The sequence below is a fragment of the Citrobacter freundii complex sp. CFNIH9 genome, from assembly GCF_002903305.1.
Taxonomy (GTDB): domain Bacteria; phylum Pseudomonadota; class Gammaproteobacteria; order Enterobacterales; family Enterobacteriaceae; genus Citrobacter; species Citrobacter portucalensis.
The window spans coordinates 1,333,543-1,351,881 of sequence record NZ_CP026238.1 but is presented as its reverse complement, the minus strand read 5'-3'; the positions used below and the strand labels follow the sequence as shown (position 1 = coordinate 1,351,881).

Sequence of the window (18,339 nt, the reverse complement as noted above, 5' to 3'; positions counted from 1 at the left end):
AAGTGTTTTTGCATTTTCCTGTCTTATCTTTTTCCTGCTAACCCTGTACCCTGCTGAAACAAAACGCACCCGCAGGGTATGGAAAATCACCAGGAGTAGTTATGGATATTGTTTCTGTCGCCTTAAAACGTTACTCCACTAAGGCATTCGATCCGAATAAAAAACTGACCGCTGAGCAGGCCGAAAAATTAAAAACGCTGCTGCAGTTTAGCCCGTCCAGCACCAACTCTCAGCCATGGCACTTTATTGTCGCCAGCACTGACGAAGGTAAGGCGCGTGTGGCTAAATCCGCAGCCGGCGGCTTTGTATTCAACGAACGTAAAATGCTGGATGCTTCCCACGTTGTGGTGTTCTGCGCCAAAACGGCGATGGATGATGCATGGCTGGAACGCGTGGTGGATCAAGAAGAAAGCGATGGTCGTTTCGCCACGCCTGAAGCGAAAGCCGCAAACCACAAAGGCCGCACCTTCTTTGCCGACATGCATCGCAAAGAACTGAAAGATGACAACCACTGGATGGCAAAACAGGTGTACCTGAACGTCGGTAACTTCCTGCTGGGCGTTGCGGCGATGGGCCTGGATGCTGTGCCGATCGAAGGCTTTGATTCAGCTGTCATGGATGCAGAATTTGGCCTGAAAGAAAAAGGTTTCACCAGCGTAGTGGTGGTTCCTGTGGGTCATCACAGCGTAGAAGATTTCAACGCCGCGCTGCCGAAATCTCGTCTGCCGTTGGAAACGACGCTGACGGAAGTCTAATCCTCCGCATTTGCATAAGCTCCGCGCAGCGGTCATCATAGACCGCTGTTTATTAAGGAGACGTTATGCAGGAATTGATATCTCAGGTAGAAGAACTCGGCATTGAAATAAATCACACCACCTCATTGGTGATGATTTTTGGCATTATTTTTATCACCGCCATTATTGTTCACGTTATTTTGCACTGGGTGGTATTACGCGCATTTGAAAAGCGTGCCAGCGCCAGCTCCCGCCTGTGGCTACAAATCATCACGCAGAACAAGTTATTTCACCGGCTGGCATTCACCCTGCAGGGTATCATTGTCAATATACAGGCCGCACTCTGGCTACAGAAAGGCAGCGAAGCAGCAGAAATATTAGTGACCTGCGCTCAGTTGTGGATCATGATGTACGCCCTGCTGTCCCTGTTTTCCCTGCTGGACGTTATTCTCAATCTGTCGCAAAAACTCCCTGCCGCATCGCAATTACCGCTAAAAGGCATATTCCAGGGCATCAAACTCATCAGCGCAATTCTCGTCGGAATATTGATGATTTCCCTGCTGATTGGTCAGTCACCGGCAATACTGATAAGCGGTCTGGGCGCCATGGCCGCCGTGTTAATGCTGGTGTTTAAAGATCCAATCCTCGGACTGGTTGCCGGAATACAACTTTCAGCCAACGATATGTTGAAGTTGGGTGACTGGCTGGAAATGCCGAAATATGGTGCAGATGGCGCGGTTATCGATATTGGCTTAACCACCGTGAAAGTGCGCAACTGGGATAACACCATCACCACTATCCCAACCTGGTCACTGGTCTCAGACTCTTTTAAAAACTGGAGTGGAATGTCGGCTTCCGGTGGGCGGAGAATAAAACGCAGCATCAGCATCGATGCCACCAGCATCCATTTTCTTGATGAGGATGAGCGCCAGCGTCTGCATAAAGCCCACCTGCTGAAACCGTATTTAACAACACGTCACCAGGAAATTGACGAGTGGAATCAGCAGTTAGATGCGCCTGAATCGGTGTTGAATCACCGCAGGATGACCAATATTGGCACCTTCCGCGCTTATCTGAACGAGTATTTGCGTCATCATCCGCGTATTCGCAAAGATATGACGTTAATGGTGCGCCAGCTTGCGCCGGACGATCATGGTTTACCGATCGAAATTTATGCCTTTACCAATACGGTGGTCTGGCTGGAATATGAAAGTATTCAGGCTGATATCTTCGACCATATATTTGCCGTAGTCGAAGAGTTTGGCTTGCGCATTCATCAGTCGCCTACCGGAAACGATATTCGTGCGCTGTCTGGCGCGTTTCAGCGATAAAGCTCAGGTACTGGCGCGTGAAATATAGCGCCAGTCCATCATCACCCTTTCCGTCTGCGCGTCAGGATTTTCTATTTTATTCAGCAATAATCCTACCGCTTTGCGGCCTATATCCCGTGAGGGCTGCTCAATGGTCGAAAGCTGTGGAGAAACCATTTCTGCCAGTTCCGTACCGTCGAAACCAACAACGGCGATATCCTGCGGGATCTGTAATCCGGCATCGAAAATAGCGCGCATCGCACCAGCGGCTAGCGTGTCCGATACGGCAAACACCGCGTCGGGTTTCACCTCTGCGGCAAGTAGTGTTTTCATCGCCGCAATTCCTGCACTGGAACTTAATTCACTGGCATATTCCACAGCCTGATATTCAAGCGACAGCGCATGCAGCGCCGCTTTATAGCCGCGTTCGCGCAAACGAGCATATTTATAACTCAGGTCATGATTGATTAAGGCAATTCGTCGGTAGCCCTTATCCACCAGGTGAGATATTACCGACTGTGCGGCGTCAACATCGTTAATCCCCACGCAGGAAACCGCGCCTTTGTCAGCATATTCCGCGCACTGAACCCAGGGCGCATCGCCAATCAGCGTAGTCAGTTCCGGTAATTTGGAAAATGCATCCATGGTGATAATGCCATCGACGATTTTCCCCGACAGGAGCTTCAACGCTGATTTTGAGCGGGCTGTATCCGAGCCGGAATTACACAGTAAAATGCGATAGCCATTCTTCTCCGCCTCCTCTTCAATGCCTTTAACAACCTCTGCACAAAAAGGATTGGCGATGTTGGAAACCATCACCAGAATCATCGAACTACGTGCCGTACGCAGCTGACGCGCCAGCAGGTTGGGCTGATAATTGCTTTCTTTAATAGCCTGTAGCACGCGCTCACGATTTTTGGCTTTGACGGTATCACTGTGATTCAGTACACGCGATACCGTCGCCACCGACACACCGGCAAGCTGGGCGATTTTTTGAATAGACATAACGACGACACATCCTGCGGTTTACGCTTTGCGTTGAGGCTACCATAAAATCACCGACTGGCGAACCGGATGTGTGTTTAGCGCTGTACTGATATCCAACGCTGCTGCTGATGGCTTTTTATAATTGCATCAATAATATACATCACATCCGCACCATCAGAAAAAGACGCAAATCGACGCTCCGCCGTTGCGGGCATTTTGCCTGCCAACACAGCCTGATAAAACTGCTGCATCATATTCTTGAACGCATCCGGCCAGCCTTCAATATGCCCACCCGGAAAGTGCGCACTGGCAGCTACATCAGCATTCATCAATCCAGGGTCGTCCGTCAGGATCTGGTTCGCCTGCTGACGGTGCCCGACCCAAAGCTGTTGCGGCGTTTCCTGATCCCAGTGCAGTGAACAGTGGCTACCGTTAATTTCAAAGCTCAGGTGATTCTTGCGCCCGGCACTCACCTGCGAAACGCTAAAGCAGCCTTTGCTGCCATCATCAAAACGTACCAGCACCGATCCACGATCTTCCGTCGTAACCGCTTTATCCTCAAATTGCACATCAGCCGTTTGCTGGCCAAACGTGGCGTTACTGGCAATGCTGGCTTTACGAACCGGCCAGACGATAGCCAAATCGGCCATCACCTCGACAATACGTTTTCCAGTCACGAATTGCACCGTATCACACCAGTGCGAACCGATATCCGCAACCGCCCGCGAATCTCCACCCTGTGCGGCATCGACCCGCCAGTTGTAGTCAGTCTCCAGCAGCATCCAGTCCTGCAGGTAGCTCCCCTGTACGGCAAACAGACTGCCCACGCTGCCGCTTCTGACCATACTGGCCGCCTGCTGCACCATTGCAAACTGGCGATAGACAAAGCTCACGCCGTGCACCACTCCAGCCTGCTGCGCCAGCGTTTCCAGTTCACGAGCCTCATCCGGCGTCAAACACAGCGGCTTTTCTGAAAACACGTGCATACCCGCGCGTAAAATCTGCCGATTGATGTCGGCATGCAGATGATTCGGTGTACAGTTATGCACTACCTGTAGTCCGGGATGCGCCAGCAGCGCTTCAACGCTACCGTACGCATGAGGAATATGAAGAGCATCTGCGCGTTCCTGGGCAACCGCCAGCGAGCTATCACAGAGCGCCACCACGTTCACACCGCCGAGTCGACGCAACGCCTCAATATGTGCAGGCCCAATAAATCCGCTGCCAATAATGCCAACCTGTATCATTTGCGTACCTCATCGCCAGCGGCGAAATCATCAAATGCACGTGCAGAAACCGGAATAACATGGCGGCGTATAAAATCACTCCCCTCACGCGCCCCGGTTTGCGCGTCTTTCAGGCAACACTCCCATTCCAGCACCGCCCAGCCAGGGAAATCATATTGTGTGAGCTTGCTGAAGATCGTTTTGAAATCGACCTGCCCGTCCCCCAAAGAACGGAAGCGCCCGGCGCGATCGAGCCACGGCTGATAACCGCCATAGACACCGCTGCGGCTACTGGCGTGGTACTCAGCGTCCTTGACGTGGAACGCTTTAATACGCGAGTGATAGACATCGATAAACCCAAGATAATCCATCTGCTGCAATAACAGATGGCTCGGGTCATAGAGAATGTTGCAGCGAGGATGATTATCAACCAGCGCAAGAAAACGCTCGAACGTCACGCCATCGTGCAGATCTTCGCCGGGATGGATCTCAAAGCAAACATCCACCCCATGGTGATCAAAGCGATCGAGAATCGGTCTCCAGCGGCGCGCCAGCTCCAGAAAAGCCTCTTCAAAGCGCTGACGATTATGCGGTGGCCACGGATAAAAGAAAGGCCAGGCAAGCGAACCTGAAAACGTGGCATGTGCCGTCAGCCCCAGTCTTTGCGAAGCCGCAGCGGCCTGGTGTAAGGTTTCGATGGCCCATGCCTGTCTGGCCTGCGGATTAGCGCGTACAGACGGCGGAGCAAATCCGTCAAAAGCGTCATCGTAAGCCGGATGGACGGCAACCAGTTGACCTTCAAGATGGGTAGATAATTCGCTAATCACTAACCCATATCCGGCCAGCATCCCGCGAATATCATCACAATAGGCCTGACTTACAGCAGCTTGTTCGACATCAAACAGCGACTTGTGATTACACGGGATTTGTAATGCCTTATAGCCCAGCTCCGCCGCCCATTTTGCCACGCCTTCCAGGGTGTTAAATGGCGGGCGATCCCCGATAAATTGCGCCAGAAAAATGCCAGGCCCCTTGATGGTTTTCATAACCCCTCCTGAAAATTACGCCTGCTCTTTATCGTCATACTTGAAAGAGAAAAGGAAAATCACGGCAATCACTGCGGCAGCGACTGCCGGGATCCACCAGAATGTGGTCCACGCCTGAGGCACGGTTTGCCCTGCCACCAGCCGGTTGTAAAGTGCGCCTGAAATTTGCGAGCCCAGCAGCATACCGATCCCATAGGTAAACATGACGATCATGCTTTGCGCCTGACCTTTTACTTTTTCCCCGGCGATACGATCGGTGTAAATAAAGCCGACTACGAAGAAGAAGTCGTAGCACACGCCGTGCAGCAGAATGCCGAGATACAGCAGGAATCGGCCCTCTTCGCTGATGCCGAGGGCAAAGAAGGCATAACGCACGAACCAGGCGCACATCCCGATTAACAGCATGTATTTCACGCCCAAACGTCTGAACAGGAACGGGATCACCAGCATGAAGAATATTTCAGACATCTGACCAAACGACATCGCCGTACTGACGTCGCCGACGCCCGCATCAGCAAGAAACGACGCGGTATACGCGTAATAGGTTCCCAACGGTACAGAGATAAGCGTCGCGCAGAGCGAGAAGACAAAAAAGTGACGGACCTTGAGTAAGGCAAAAGCATCCGCACAAAACAGATCGCGAACTTTTACCGGCAGTCCTTTCGCCGGTGCAGGCGTGTTGGGCAGCGTCAGGCTGTAGAGCGCCAGAATCACAGAGATAATCGCCGCCAGCGTAAAGATACCGGTGGTGTCCGAAATTCCGGTTACACCGATAAAGATCCCCGCGACAATCCAGCCAATGGTGCCAAACACCCGCACCACCGGGAAGGTTTTGTCCTTATCCGACAGGCTATGAAAAGCAATATTGTTGGTAAGCGCCAGCGTTGGCATGTAGCACAGCGTGTAGCCAAACAGCAGACCAATCAACAGTGCACCGTTTTGCGCCACCAATGCCTGCGGAACAAACCACAGGATTGCCGCGCCAGCAAGGTGCATCACCGCCATCACCTTTTGCGAGGCAAAAAAGCGGTCTACCAGCATCCCTAAGACGAATGGCGACAGAATAGAGGCAATGGGCCCGGCTGAAAACGCATCGCCAATCAACAGCGACATGTTGTGCTGGCTCATCACCAGCCCCAGCGTGACGGACCAACTTCCCCAGATAAAGAACTGTAAGAACATCATTAGCGACAGCCGGGGCACCAGCAGCCGGTACTGTACGCTCTGTTTTCCACTACTTTCGGTTGTTGACACCATTTTTTGCCCCACCCTTAAAAAGTAATCGATTACAAATTAGATTCAATAGAAAAGTAATCGATTACAAAATAAAGATCCTGTCAGCAGCAGCAAAATTGCGAGAACGGTCACGATAAACGTTGAGTGAGGATCCGATCCCATCCTGACGATGGGATCGGTAATAACAAGATCGGTAGAAACTTAGCGGGACTTACGACGCAGCAGTTTGAAGGCAACAAACAGGAACAGGATCCACACCGGTAGCAGGATAGCTGACAGGCGCATCTCATCCATCGTACACATCAGCACCAGAATCATGCCAAGGAAAGCAATACATAGGTAGTTCCCTGCCGGATACAGCAGCGCTTTAAACTGCGTGTCACGTCCCTTACGACGCATCGCCGCCCGGAATCGCAGATGTGCCAGGCAGATCATAATCCAGTTCAGCAGCAGCGTCGCCACCACCAGCGCCATCAGCAGGCTAAAGGCCTTTTGCGGCAGCACATAGTTGATGAGTACCACCAGCGACGTAATAGCACCGGAAAGGATCAGTGAGTTCACCGGTACGCCGCGACGGCTGACGCGGGTTAAGAACTTCGGCGCGTTACCCTGAACCGAAAGACCAAACAGCATGCGGCTGTTAGAGTAGACGCCACTGTTATACACCGACAGTGAAGCCACCAGGATGACAAAGTTCAGTGCAGAAGCCACTACGTTGCTGTCGAGATTATGGAAAATCATCACAAACGGGCTGCTATTGGATTTCACTTCCACCCACGGGTACAGCGCCAACAGCACCACCAGAGAACCGATATAAAACAGCAGAATACGGTACACCACCTGGTTTACCGCCTTTGGAATGCTTTTCTGTGGATCCTGCGCTTCCGCGGCAGTAATCCCGATAAGCTCCAGCCCGCCAAAGGAGAACATAATCACTGCCAGCGACAGAATTAATCCGTTCCAGCCGGTAGCAAAAAAGCCGTTGTAACGCCACAAGTTATCGATGCTTGCATGTTCCCCGCCGTTACCGGAAAACAGCATCCACACGCCAAAACCAATCATGCCGATAATGGCCAGTACTTTAATCAGCGCAAACCAGAATTCCGTTTCGCCATACAGACGTACGTTGACCAGATTGACGGCGTTGATGATCACGAAGAATGCCGCGGCCCAAATCCAGGTTGGAACATCGGGCAACCAGTACTGCATGTAGATCCCTGCCGCTGTCAGTTCTGCCATGCCGACCAGCACAAACATCACCCAGTAGTTCCAGCCGGACAGAAAACCCGCGAACGGTCCCCAGTATTTATAGGCAAAATGGGCAAACGATCCGGAAACGGGTTCTTCGACCACCATTTCGCCCAGTTGACGCATAATCAAAAAAGCGATGATCCCGGCAACGCCGTAACCCAGTAACACCGCAGGTCCCGCCATCTGAATAGCCGGGCCAATGCCCAAAAACAGGCCGGTACCAATTGCGCCGCCCAGCGCAATTAACTGAATATGGCGGTTTTGCAACCCTCGTTGAAGCGTCGGCTCGTTCGTCGACGCGGCATCAGACACGCTGGTGTCAGATGCAGTTGACGCGTTTTTCACGCCCTTCCCCTGTGTGGTTTTTATTGAAGGGGCTTCTTTTAACATTTCAACCTGGTTGTCGCAAGGCGCAATCGATTGGATACGCCGGGCTTCCTTGCCCAACGCACCGAGGCTCGGGAGAAAAACAATAGAAAGAAGGCGAGTTGTTATTGTTTATTCAGGTCAATACGTACCACGTTATCTGGCGCAGACGTAGAGTGGTCTTTATTAAATTTCTGTTTCACGGTGACAAACAGGGTTTGCCCATCCGCCGAGAGCAGCAAGCTGTTAGGGTTTGGTGGTAAATCCCAGCTTTTCTTCACGCTGTAATCGGTCGCATTCAGGCTGAGCAATTTCCCTGAATCACGCTGGGTAATATAGATTTCGTTGCGTTTTGCGTTAAATTTCACCGCCAGCGAATCACCCACATCCAATTTTTTCAGCAGCTTACCAGTATGGATATCCAGCACCAGGGTAGTCTTCGCTTTCGAGTTGTCGGTGACAAACAGGCGACCCGTTTGTGCGTCCTCCGTCATATTCAGCAACAGCGCAGGTTGTTCTCCCAGCGGTTGCCAGCGTTTTTCTACGCGCTGATTACGCGGGTTGATAACAAGAATTTCACCGCCGCCGTTAGCTGCATAAATTCGCTGCGTCACTTCTGAATAATGCAGTCCGGTCATCCATTTACCCGTATTTTTAATGCGGGTTTTTAGCTTCAGGGTTTCAGCGTCAACCACCCAAATCACCGCCGGATCCGCCACGGCACCAATATAGAGCAAACCGTTATGCAGCAGCACCTGGCGCGCACCATACGGGAAACCTTCTGGGTTACGTTCCGGGAACAGTACGCGATTTTTCACTTTGCCGTCAGCGGTATTCAGCGCGCTCAGGCCACCATCCAGTGAGTTGGTGACATACACTGTTTTACCGTCCGGCGAGATAGCCATACCAAAGTTTTTCATATCGGTATGACTCAAGCCGAGCGTTTTAAGCGTTTTTGGATCCAGCTTGTAAACCACGCCGCCCTGCACATCTTTAAATCCTTCGGCGCTGGCAACGTACAACGCATCCCCTGCCGGGCTAAGCGCCATTTCATATAACCCATCCGCCAGCGCGCGTTGTTGCACATCACTGACGGCAGGTTGCGCTGTTTTTTCCGTAACGCTGGCGTTGCTGGCTGGCGTGGTATGCGCCGCACAACCGCTTAACGCCGCAGCAATCAGCAATGCCAGCGCGGATGTTGTTTTTTTCATTGTCGGGATCCTTACCAGAAGTAATACAGGGAGTTAATAACAAAAGAGAATGAGAACTATACGCATTATCTTTACTGAATCAAGAATAATTACCCGAGAGTAAAAAACATGAAACAGAGGTTTGAAGATGCAGACAGGTGCGCGCGACTTCCGGTTTTTCATAATTACAGTGAATTATTCTGGACGAAAAGGCATCGCAGGCCACAGAATGCGCTTTACTGTTTTTCTAACATTTTCAAACGGGTGAACCTGTTGTACTTCAGCCACTCGTTTTTTAGCCAGGCCAGGCAACGACTGTCATGAATAAGATCATCAAACGACTGGAAATCGTCAAAAGCGCTATTGAACTGGAAGATGAGGAGATTATTTTCCAGCAGGTGGCGCATCTTAAAAATGAGCCTTTGTCAGTCGTACCAGGCACCATTGTGCAGGCGATCGAAGAACGACGCTTTGGTGATGCCCTGCGTGAAATCTCGGCCTGGCTGCAATCTCAACGGGCAGTCTCTACGTGGCAGGATCCCGCCATTGCCGCCAGTAAGCTGGAACTCAAAGCACTCGAAACACAGCTGCGTGACCTGATAGATAAGCGCAACACGCGCATTCAAATCCTCGATGATTTCAACGATCTGTATCACCTTCGTCTTGGACCGCTGATGAGCCGCATTCTCGAACTGCGTAAACAGCTCGCCGCCAGTGCCCAGCGCAAACAGGAAGCGGAGCGAAAACGCCGGGAAAAAGACTATCAATCCTGTCAGCACTATATTTCCCAGGCTGTTGATCAACTGGCCAGGCTCAAGCAGCACTGGATGAACCAGAATTCAGATTCGCGCGAATCGGTGGAAACACGCCAACGTATTCAGCAGCAAACTGAACTGATTACCGCCCTGCTGGCGGAGATTCGTGAGCTGGAAAACGACTTTTCTCGCCAGGACGACAGCGCAACCCGTCAGGCACAGGAAGAGGCCAGCCATGAATATGATGAATATCAGGAGCAGCAGCAGGATGCGCAGCATCGTTTTAGCCGTGACCAGCGGCTTTCCTCTGATGAACGTAATGAGTTAAAACGCCTGTGGCGTCAGGCAAGCCGTCTTTGCCACCCGGACGTGGTAGCCGATGATCTGAAAGAGAAAGCGCATCAGATGATGGTGCAGCTTAACCAGGCGCGCCAAAATGCCGATCTTGCTGCCGTCCGGGCGCTACTGACTCAATTGCAAAGCGGCCTCGAACCGATGATGGCGAGTGACCGATTGAACGATTTGCAGCATTTACGCAGCAAAATACAGCAGCTCAGAGAACAAATTAACGCGCTGCTCAAAGAGATTACCGAACTGGAAGCCGAGAACGCCTGGCGGCTTGCCACCTCTGTGACTGATAAAGAAGCCTACTTCTCCGATCAACAACGGGCGCTTACGGAAATCCGCAATACGCTGGAACAGCAGGTGCATCAGGTTGAACAGGAACTGTTGGCGGGCTAAGCCCTATCAGCAATAGCAATCAGAAAAAATAACCTCTTCAAGTGAGTTTTTAAAATTAAGCACAAAAAGCCAAAAATAGGATAATTCCCTAAAAAATTCACAACACTAAGAATTATCAACCTGAATACTCGAGTTTCAGGTCGATAACTGCAAATTTAGCGATATTTCTCTCTTCCCCTCGACGCCCCTTCTCTTTGTCCTGGTCTTGATTAAGAATTCTCCTACCAACCAGTAAGCCCATTAAGAAAAACGGGTATCCATCTGAAATATAATGTTTTTCATATAAATCCCCTCCAAAACAGATAGGAATACCCTGTCTTTATAGAAACCACTCAATCATTATTCATGCGATTCATAAGCGAAATCTATCAATCATTTACGCAGAGCTGAAATAAACGATTTATCTTAAATTTTAACAAAGTGTAATATCTACTTTAAGAATAGTTAATGATTCTAATAAATACAGAGAATATCTGTTTAATCTGGAATTAATAAGGATACGTTCACAGCACAGAACGTAATACGAGATTTAATTAACATTTCACGCGTCGCAAGAAACTCTTTTTTAACCTACAAAAAGAGGCGGCTGCTTGCACCAAAATTTCAAGGAGATCGTTATGTCAAAGGCTATTTTTTTGGGTGACTCAATTTACCCTTGGCTAGGCATGCGAGAAATCCTACGTGGCTCATCATTATATATTGATATCGCGTATTACTCCTCCCAGACGCTCTCTGCTGTCAAAATGCTTCCTTATGAAACGGATTGCATCATCATTAATCCTGACAAATCAGATTTTTTAAAATATGCCAGGATTATCCGCAACATGGCTTTACGACCTGTCACCAAAATTATTGTTTTGGCAGATGAAGCTACTTTTACTCTTTTTCAAACCGTTTGTGGGAAGAACATGCTGTTTCTTGATCAAGATGCCAGTCTTGATCGGCTACACCATGCCGTTACACGTATCACAAAAAACAATAACCAACAAAATATCAAAGCATTACACAACAAGATCACAGCAAACGAATTCAACGTAATGATGATGCTTGCACGAGGATGGTCACTGACACAAATCGCCGGGGCATCACAAAAAAGTGAAAAAACCATCGGGGCGTACAAAAGCAATATTGCCAGAAAACTCGGCAAAAATAACACCCGGCTCAAGTACACCATTTCTCACTATAGCCAGCCGTAACTGACTTATTTAAGGACAATTATCACGGTTATTATTTAAAAAAAGTTTTCTTTCGACTCGCTTTTTAATTCCGCATCGCACGGAAGGAAACCCTATTCCCAAAAATCTATTACCGGGTAGCACATCCGCGTGCCAACCATAGCCAACAACTCAATGTATTAACACATGCATAACAGGAATGTAGACGAGGGTTATATATGAACAAAGTTTACAGCATTATTTGGAACGCGGCGCTCGGTATCTGGGTGGTCGTTTCTGAATTAACCAAAGGAAAGAAAAAAAGCAGCTCGCGCAAAACTGTTGCGGTATTAGGGAAGGTGCGAACAAGTTCCTGATATGAGATCATCATATTCATCCGGAGCGCATCCCAGAGGGACATCATGAGCCATCAACTCACCTTCGCCGATAGTGAATTCAGCACTAAGCGCCGTCAGACCCGAAAAGAGATTTTCCTCTCCCGCATGGAGCAGATTCTGCCATGGCAGAATATGACCGCTGTCATCGAGCCGTTTTATCCCAAGGCGGGCAATGGCCGACGGCCCTATCCGCTGGAGACCATGCTGCGTATTCACTGCATGCAGCATTGGTACAACCTGAGCGACGGTGCCATGGAAGATGCCCTGTACGAAATCGCCTCCATGCGCCTGTTTGCCCGATTATCCCTGGATAGCGCCCTGCCGGATCGCACCACCATCATGAATTTCCGCCACCTGCTCGAGCAGCATCAACTGGCCCGTCAATTGTTCAAGACCATCAATCGCTGGCTGGCCGAAGCAGGCGTCATGATGACCCAAGGCACTTTGGTGGATGCCACCATCATTGAGGCACCCAGCTCTACCAAGAACAAAGAGCAGCAACGCGATCCGGAGATGCATCAGACCAAGAAAGGCAATCAGTGGCACTTTGGCATGAAGGCCCACATTGGTGTCGATGCCAAGAGTGGCCTGACCCACAGCCTAGTCACCACCGCGGCCAACGAGCATGACCTCAATCAGCTGGGTAATCTGCTTCATGGAGAGGAGCAATTTGTCTCAGCCGATGCCGGCTACCAAGGAGCGCCACAGCGCGAGGAGCTGGCCGAGGTGGATGTGGACTGGCTGATCGCCGAGCGTCCCGGCAGGGTAAAAACCTTGAAGCAGCATCCGCGCAAGAACAAAACGGCCATCAACATCGAATACATGAAAGCCAGCATCCGTGCCAGGGTGGAGCACCCGTTTCGCATCATCAAGCGGCAGTTCGGCTTCGTGAAAGCCAGATACAAAGGGCTGCTGAAAAACGATAACCAACTGGCGATGTTATTCACCCTGGCCAACCTGTTTCGGGTGGACCAAATGATACGTCAGTGGGAGAGATCTCAGTAAAAACCGGAAATAACGCCAGAAATGGTGGAAAAAATAGCCTAAATAGGCTGATTCGATGTGTTTGCGGGAAAAAAATCGGCCCAGATCCGCGAAATTTTAATCAGCGAGTCAGCTTGGGAAGAAATGACCTGCTTATTCGCACCTTCCCTAGTTGGTAGACACAATGGATTTTTTTGGTCTTTCGCAGCTCAATGCTAACTATATTATTCATTGCCAAACAGGAAAATTCCGCGCAGTTCGGCCGAGAAGAAAATTGACTGAAGGTAATTCAACCATTCCTGTAAACAGACAGAAAGACCAGCCTCAAAAAGGTAAGTATTGAGTGCTAATGAGCATTAATGAACTTGATAAGATTGCGTGTTACCAGCATACTCTGGTTTACAAAATGTGAATTTTCCTTTTTTTTATAAACCAACTGGAGGTCAGCATGTTCGGAGAACGTTTAAAACGCGCTCGCTCTGCCGCTGGCCTGTCTATGAAAGAGCTATCTTTGCAGGCAGGCGTCAGCGCCAACATGATCAAAAAGTACGAGCACAACGAAAGCATGCCTAGCTCTGGTGTGCTAGTGAAGATGTCGCGTGCGCTGGGAGTACGAAATGAATATTTTTTCCGTCCTGCAAAGTTTGAATTAAAAGGGATCGAATATCGTAAACGGAGCTCCGCCCCCGAAAAAGTACTAAATCGTATTAAGGCGGATGTACTCGATCAAGCCGAGCGCTGGATGGAACTATGTAATTTATGGCCAAACTTCCCTTTACCTGCATTTTCTAAACCAAATTTTTCTATTTCTTTAGTTGATGATTATCATAAAGTTGAAATTATAGCCAATGAACTGCGAGAGCTTTGGGATCTAGGAAGCCAGCCAATAACCAGTATGATTGATGTACTGGAATGTCATGGTGTCTTGGTTATAGTGACCGACGTTGATTCGAGCGAAAAATTTGACGGCTTACAGGCATCAGTAAATGATAAGCCTGTAGTCGTCATCTCATCTCAGTGGCCAGGGGATCGGCAACGATTTACATTGGCTCATGAATTAGGACATTTAATTTTACAAGACATGCTTGCAGAGTGTCTTGATGAGGAAATGGCGTGCAATCGTTTTTCTGGAGCGTTTCTGTTTCCTGAGGTGGCTGTTCGTCAGTATTTAGGCAACAAGCGTAGCCGTCTAGAGGTTCAAGAATTGTATCTATTAAAAATGGACTACGGATTGAGCATGATGGCTTGCATTTATCGCGCTAAGAACCTTGGCATCATTACCGAGGCTAAGTGCAAAGAATTATTCATGTTTTTTTCTATGCGCAAATGGCGTAGTAAAGAACCTGGACAGGCTTTCCCCGCGGAACAGACCAGTATGTTTAAACAACTTGTTTTCCGTGGGCTGGGTGAGAGTATTTTGTCTGAATCCAAAGCGGCAGAGCTTTTAGGGATGTCTTTAATGAATTTCCATCAGGCTCGGAAGCTGGAACCATCAGATGATCATTTTAATTAGTGATGCAAACATCATAATCGACATGGAAGAAGGGGGATTATTGGAACCCCTGTTTTCGCTACCACATTGCTTCAAAGTACCTGATATTTTGTATTACGATGAACTTGAAGAGCAACATGGAACTTTGATTCAAAGAGGCCTGGTGATTGAAGAGTTAACACCTGGAACCCTAACTTATGCCATGGAAATTGCAGAGGTTGCCCATGGCCCAAGCCGAAACGACTGCTTCGCTTTATGTTTAGCTAAACAAGAGCAATGTGCTCTGTTAACTGGTGATAGAGCTCTCCGCGTGTTAGCTCAATCTGAAGGTATTGAAGTTAAAGGTACATTGTGGATTGTTGAAGAAATGATTCATCATGGGTTATTAACTATTGATATGGCTAGACAAGCGTATGCGCAAATGCGGGACGCTGGTCGTCGTTTGCCTTGGGATATTGCCTTTCGCCGGCTTGATGAATTAGATTTGTGAATTTATAACAGCCAGCTCCAGAAACTGTATTGGGGCTGGCGATTTAAGCTTCGCCCCCGTATTTGTTACGGATAAAAGTCGTATAGTGCAGTATAAATATTAATGCTGCTTAAGGTGCGTACCTCACCGCGTACCGTCATCCTGCGTACCAGCATCAGCCGGCGCTTTTCCTCCAGCCAGCGGCGATATCCCTCACGCTGTGCGCCTTCACTTCACTGCCAGAATCATCGGGCACCAAACTCACTGACACGGCTATTTTTGAGGTTGCCGTTTGGCTTGCCCTTCGATCCACCGGTTGATGGCCTCGAGGTTGTACATACACTCACTAGTTTTGTGAGGGGTACCTTCTGGGGAAATATGCAGGTACTCTCGGCCAACCATCCATGACTGTGCCCTTGCCCTCTCGATAGTTCCTGAACGCAAACTAGTTACAGCCACCAGCACGGCTTCTGTAACCCATTTATTGGGTTGGAGGTTAATAGCCTGACTCTCGGACATTCATTTTCTCCATACGGAAATACTGGATTCATAGAAAAGCGGATAGCAGCATTTAATATTATTGGCTGATCATACTCTCGCAAAGCTTAACCCAATGTAATGGAGTTCCTATGCGTCTTATCAACTTAAGCGAAGTTATGCTTAGAACTGGCTTCAAAAAAACGGCAATTTACTCATGGGTTAAAGATGGTACGTTCCCACTGCCTGTTAAAATAGGCTCTTCAGCCAGATGGTCGCTCGAGGAGGTAGAGGCTTGGATCCAGAACAAACTTGATTCGAGAGCTGACAACCAATAAATGGACTTTATATCGAGTCGTGGACCAACGTCTTTCAACCCGCTGGTGGTGTGATGATTACCTTGACCAAAATGAGGTTGAGAGAATTATTCAGAGGCTTACCGGTATCTTCCTGTGATCCTGTCCACCACCGACGTAAATGCCTGCCAGTAAGCAAGCTCACACCGCATTAGTCTGGCTACCTTTCTGTCGAATGTCTCCCACCTCATACCCTTCGGTTTGGGAAACAGGTGAGGAGAATAAGCAAGGTTACGGGTGCGCTCTGTATTTCCCCATATGGCGTACCGCTGGCGGCGAATATCCCTATGCATTCGGGTTAATTGATCCTCACTCTGGCTGGCAAAGTGAAGCTTCCAGCATTTCCTGCAGGCGATGTCTTTCTTTCCGATATACAGCTTGGCCGCCCTAGTGCCGCAGTGAGGGCAAACGTACCATTGCCGCACTCCGTAGCCCGCCTGCGTGGTGGTGATACCGATAGCACGCGTTACGCCGTTGATGGTTCCCGCATACCCACCAGCCTGCAGGAAGGTATAGAGGGTTCCAGACTCGGTCTGAGTATAAAGCTGTGTGCCGGGTGCGGCGCTCTCCAAGCGGCGGCGCATATTTGCCAGAAATGGCAGACCTATGCGGGGCAAATCCTCCGTGTAGTTGCGCGTTCTGCTTCTCACTGATTAACACTCCTGCGCGCTGCTGTGAAAAATTGAATACGAAATAATATGCGTATTTTACTGGATACCAGTGTGGAAACCTCGATCCAATTACAGGGCTTGTCGTCCTTTTTATGGACTCCGAAAACCCCTCTTCCTTTGCTCTATGATGTCCGAAAATTCTAATATAAGGTGATGTCAGATAAATCTTCCCAACGTTCCTCTTGTGTTGTGATGGTGGAAAAATCTTCGTTACGTATTGATGTTCGAAAAACCTTGCTCCGTTTCCTCTAACGTACCTACGTTAGAAAAATATTCCACCCATACAATGATATCTAAAAAATCTTTCTTCCCATTATCCTGCCTCGTACTTGTCGCGAAATTCCATACAGCGGGTCTCTCCGCCATTCTGCGACCTCAGCGGTGTACGATTAATCTTTAATCGACTGACTTATCAGCCGGTCAACCTCGCGCGCGCGTACTGTTGCATAAAGTCGCTTTCCCTCGCGTAGTGACCCCCAATTAATCTTCCCGCCTCGCGTAATGACTCCGCAAAAACCTTCCCAGCCCGCATAGTGAGGTAATTAAAATCTTCGCGCGCGTACTGGTCACGAAACTCCCCCCGCTTCGCGTAGTGATCACCGAAAAACCTTCTCGTGTGCGTACTGGGCGCAAAATCGCTTGTGCTCGCGTAGTGACATCAGATAAATCTTCGCATGTGTGCGCATGGGTGCGTACTTGCCGCGAAACCCCGTTCGGCAAGACTTGAGGCGTGAATAGCACTGGTGCGCAATTAAGCGTCATTCATCAACGGAATGCTTAGGGTGATCTTAGGGCTTAGGTGTACTTCGCCTATTTACGTTGGCATTTTTGTGCAATGACAAATTTTCGCTACTTTTAAATCGTTTCTCCTATGGCGCATGATAAAGTTTGCCAAAACAAAGGTGTGATAATGAAAGCCATAAGCGCTGTTTTAACGGGTTGTTTGTTTATATTTGTCCCAAAGGTTTTTGCGTTGGATGCTGGTGATTTCTCGAAGTTACAAGGTTATACCATCGCTAAGATCACCCAAGTTGATGGTGATTTTGAGGGGTGCGATTTTGATAAGAAGATAATTTTAATGAATGGCTGGACGCTGACCTGTAACACTTTCAACTACTCATATTCCTACTCGCCTGCAGTGGCTATCCTGAGCAAAGATATAGGAGCGGGATATGCTATCAAGGCTGTAATCGGTGATCATGTATATGACATGCAGCCAATAAAAAATAACAATGCCGAGGATTAAATGAAGAAACTGATTATTTTACTTCCCTTGCTTTTAGCAGCTTGCGCGCAATCAACCCAAATCAACCGCGGTGATGGCAAGAAACAATATCTCATTGAGTGCGGAGCTGGATCTGCCTGGTCTGTCTGCTATGAGGAAGCTAACAATGTTTGCCCGTCAGGATATAACGATGTATCAAAATCATCTGGGTTTAACAGGAAAGAAATGACAATTGAATGCAAATAGCCTTCCATGGCCCCTGTGACTCCGA

At 49.0% G+C, this 18,339-nt stretch carries 18 protein-coding genes and 1 pseudogene; 11 read left to right on the top strand and 8 right to left on the bottom strand.

What is annotated here, in order from left to right:
* The first annotated feature begins 101 nt into the window (after window positions 1-101).
* The gene (nfsB, locus tag C2U43_RS06775; protein WP_003831162.1) at window positions 102-755 is read left to right on the top strand and encodes an oxygen-insensitive NAD(P)H nitroreductase; all 654 of its coding nucleotides are present in this window, start codon (window positions 102-104) and stop codon (window positions 753-755) included.
* Window positions 756-820: 65 nt separating this feature from the next.
* Complete coding sequence (locus C2U43_RS06770) at window positions 821-2,065, top strand: mechanosensitive ion channel family protein (RefSeq protein WP_048235920.1); 1,245 nt, start codon at window positions 821-823, stop codon at window positions 2,063-2,065.
* A gap of 3 nt (window positions 2,066-2,068) precedes the next feature.
* On the opposite strand, the gene C2U43_RS06765 is transcribed toward C2U43_RS06770, so the two are convergent.
* From C2U43_RS06765 to C2U43_RS06740, 6 genes are all read right to left on the bottom strand, one after another.
* On the bottom strand, window positions 2,069-3,049 hold the full coding sequence (locus tag C2U43_RS06765) for a LacI family DNA-binding transcriptional regulator (protein WP_003831159.1): 981 nt from the start codon (window positions 3,047-3,049) through the stop codon (window positions 2,069-2,071).
* A gap of 77 nt (window positions 3,050-3,126) precedes the next feature.
* Complete coding sequence (locus tag C2U43_RS06760) at window positions 3,127-4,278, bottom strand: Gfo/Idh/MocA family protein (protein WP_103284852.1); 1,152 nt, start codon at window positions 4,276-4,278, stop codon at window positions 3,127-3,129.
* Window positions 4,275-5,303: a sugar phosphate isomerase/epimerase family protein gene (locus C2U43_RS06755; RefSeq protein WP_103284851.1), complete on the bottom strand. Its 1,029-nt coding sequence runs from the start codon at window positions 5,301-5,303 to the stop codon at window positions 4,275-4,277. Before C2U43_RS06755 ends, C2U43_RS06760 begins: the two co-directional genes overlap by 4 nt.
* A 15-nt stretch (window positions 5,304-5,318) precedes the next feature.
* Window positions 5,319-6,560, bottom strand: a complete 1,242-nt coding sequence (locus tag C2U43_RS06750; protein ID WP_003835691.1) for an MFS transporter — start codon at window positions 6,558-6,560, stop codon at window positions 5,319-5,321.
* 180 nt (window positions 6,561-6,740) lie between these two features.
* Window positions 6,741-8,135 (bottom strand): phenylalanine transporter, encoded by a 1,395-nt coding sequence (pheP, locus tag C2U43_RS06745; RefSeq protein WP_008784036.1) that lies wholly within the window; start codon window positions 8,133-8,135, stop codon window positions 6,741-6,743.
* Window positions 8,136-8,281: 146 nt separating this feature from the next.
* Entirely contained in the window at window positions 8,282-9,367 is a 1,086-nt protein-coding gene (locus C2U43_RS06740) for a YncE family protein (RefSeq protein ID WP_060682617.1), read from the bottom strand.
* 299 nt (window positions 9,368-9,666) lie between these two features.
* On the opposite strand from C2U43_RS06740, the gene C2U43_RS06735 reads away from it, so the two are divergent.
* The 6 genes and pseudogenes from C2U43_RS06735 (at window position 9,667) to C2U43_RS06705 (ending at window position 15,360) form a co-directional block, all read left to right on the top strand.
* Window positions 9,667-10,842, top strand: a complete 1,176-nt coding sequence (locus tag C2U43_RS06735) for a DnaJ family molecular chaperone (protein WP_032942620.1) — start codon at window positions 9,667-9,669, stop codon at window positions 10,840-10,842.
* A gap of 617 nt (window positions 10,843-11,459) precedes the next feature.
* A complete protein-coding gene (locus C2U43_RS06730) occupies window positions 11,460-12,038 on the top strand; it encodes a helix-turn-helix transcriptional regulator (protein ID WP_008784033.1) in 579 nt (192 codons plus the stop codon).
* A gap of 197 nt (window positions 12,039-12,235) precedes the next feature.
* Window positions 12,236-12,349, top strand: a pseudogene (locus C2U43_RS06725) (ESPR domain-containing protein); the annotation flags it as partial.
* A gap of 69 nt (window positions 12,350-12,418) precedes the next feature.
* Complete coding sequence (locus tag C2U43_RS06715; protein WP_000019450.1) at window positions 12,419-13,399, top strand: IS5-like element ISKpn26 family transposase; 981 nt, start codon at window positions 12,419-12,421, stop codon at window positions 13,397-13,399.
* A gap of 427 nt (window positions 13,400-13,826) precedes the next feature.
* Window positions 13,827-14,891 carry a helix-turn-helix domain-containing protein gene (locus C2U43_RS06710; protein WP_103284850.1) on the top strand — a complete coding sequence of 355 codons (1,065 nt, stop codon included), beginning with the start codon at window positions 13,827-13,829 and terminating at the stop codon, window positions 14,889-14,891.
* Window positions 14,875-15,360, top strand: coding sequence for a DUF3368 domain-containing protein (locus C2U43_RS06705; RefSeq protein ID WP_103284849.1), 486 nt, complete (start codon window positions 14,875-14,877; stop codon window positions 15,358-15,360). The genes C2U43_RS06710 and C2U43_RS06705 overlap by 17 nt, the downstream gene beginning before the upstream one ends.
* 252 nt (window positions 15,361-15,612) lie before the next feature.
* Here C2U43_RS06705 and xisR read toward each other — a convergent pair whose 3' ends face one another.
* Complete coding sequence (xisR, locus tag C2U43_RS06700; RefSeq protein ID WP_103284848.1) at window positions 15,613-15,858, bottom strand: excisionase family protein; 246 nt, start codon at window positions 15,856-15,858, stop codon at window positions 15,613-15,615.
* Between the two features lie 110 nt (window positions 15,859-15,968).
* On the opposite strand from xisR, the gene C2U43_RS06695 reads away from it, so the two are divergent.
* On the top strand, window positions 15,969-16,154 hold the full coding sequence (locus C2U43_RS06695) for a helix-turn-helix transcriptional regulator (protein ID WP_103284847.1): 186 nt from the start codon (window positions 15,969-15,971) through the stop codon (window positions 16,152-16,154).
* Between the two features lie 98 nt (window positions 16,155-16,252).
* Here C2U43_RS06695 and C2U43_RS06690 read toward each other — a convergent pair whose 3' ends face one another.
* A complete protein-coding gene (locus C2U43_RS06690; RefSeq protein WP_103284846.1) occupies window positions 16,253-16,822 on the bottom strand; it encodes a hypothetical protein in 570 nt (189 codons plus the stop codon).
* 931 nt (window positions 16,823-17,753) lie between these two features.
* Here C2U43_RS06690 and C2U43_RS06685 point away from each other — a divergent pair.
* On the top strand, window positions 17,754-18,089 hold the full coding sequence (locus tag C2U43_RS06685) for a hypothetical protein (RefSeq protein ID WP_103284845.1): 336 nt from the start codon (window positions 17,754-17,756) through the stop codon (window positions 18,087-18,089).
* Window positions 18,090-18,314, top strand: a complete 225-nt coding sequence (locus tag C2U43_RS06680; protein WP_075204953.1) for a hypothetical protein — start codon at window positions 18,090-18,092, stop codon at window positions 18,312-18,314. It begins immediately after the preceding gene.
* Window positions 18,315-18,339 lie beyond the last annotated feature (25 nt).